The sequence below is a fragment of the Streptomyces sp. NBRC 110035 genome (assembly GCF_000829695.1).
Lineage (GTDB): Bacteria > Actinomycetota > Actinomycetes > Streptomycetales > Streptomycetaceae > Streptomyces.
Genome location: NZ_BBNN01000008.1, coordinates 1 through 1,112, shown reverse-complemented (window position 1 = coordinate 1,112; position 1,112 = coordinate 1). Strand labels below are relative to the sequence as shown.

1 protein-coding gene and 1 pseudogene are annotated in these 1,112 nt (G+C 66.2%); one reads left to right on the top strand and one right to left on the bottom strand.

The features are described 5' to 3' along the window. A pseudogene (locus TU30_RS00060) lies at positions 1-270 on the bottom strand (hypothetical protein); the annotation flags it as partial. A 191-nt stretch (positions 271-461) separates the two neighbouring features. On the opposite strand from TU30_RS00060, the gene TU30_RS00055 reads away from it, so the two are divergent. Continuing rightward, entirely contained in the window at positions 462-800 is a 339-nt protein-coding gene (locus TU30_RS00055) for a helix-turn-helix domain-containing protein (RefSeq protein WP_042162974.1), read from the top strand. Positions 801-1,112 lie beyond the last annotated feature (312 nt).

Here is a 1,112-nt window from a genome sequence, read left to right as displayed (position 1 = left end):
GAAGGCGCGTGCCACTGCACGGCCTTTCCGGCTCGGGAGATACATCGTCTGCCGGTGCGCCTTGACCAGCAGCCCTGTATTGACGGCGAACACGGGGACTAGCCCGCAGTTCTTCGCGGAAAACCCGGTGGCCTCCGCCAGTTGGGCAGCACCCACGGGCGCCGTCGACATGCACGCCGCCTTGATCACGGCTACCTGCTGATCGGCTCGCATCTTGCGCGTGGGCATCAGCTTCTCGTCGGCCGCCAGCAGGGAACGCCCCGTCGTCACGGCCCCTCACCTCCACTTCGTTGAGCAATCAAATGTCGAACCGTTCTGGTCGCGGACATAGGCCTGACTACACCAGCTTCCTGCTGCTTGAATAGCATCCATGGGCGAGGTGCGCATGTCGGTGCACCGTCCGTCACACTGGTCGCGTGCCTGGAGGAACAAGACGTGGAAAGAAGCCGTGGGAGTACGCCATGGCCGGCGCCTGGCCGTACGCGATGATGGGCGGTTACCGCCCAGCCCAAGTCGGCCAGGCCATCGCCCGGGCACTCGCGGAAGCAATGGAACGCAAGGGGCTGAGCGCCAACGCGCTCGCCGCGGCCTCGGGGGTCAACCGACAGGTCATCACTAACGTGCTCACTGGCTCGACATGGCCTGACCTGCTCACTGTGGCCAGCCTTGAGGAGACGTTGGGCGAGATGCTTTGGCCCCGCCATGTGGACTGGCCAAAGGACGAGAACGGAGTCCGCCACCAGCCGTTGCCGCCCGAGACGTGCCGTGACGACGGGGAACGTGGATCTACCCCGCGCTGACTGCCTCGGATGAATGTGTGAAGAGGACATGCCTGTCCGTTCTCCCGATAGAGGGAAAATGGCCGGGCACTCCTCTTCGCGCGAGCAGAAACCCGCTAGCGTCAAGGGTGGCGGCCAAGCCGCGCTGGAGACCGCCGCCCCGCGCCTAGGCGCTGGCCTCTACACCTTGGCCGGGCGTGGGGCGGCGGTCGCTCATGTGGACGCGCTCGTCTAAGCAGCCTCCCAAGCGGCGGCCAGCCGGAACACGCACCGCCGGCCGTCACCTTCGCGCCGCTTGTGCAGCACCTTCCGCCGGGCAAGAGAATCCAGCAG

Bases quoted from the DNA above. Each gene is read 5' to 3' on its own strand.
- TU30_RS00055 (WP_042162974.1), top strand. From the start codon at position 462: ATGGCCGGCGCCTGGCCGTACGCGATGATGGGCGGTTACCGCCCAGCC.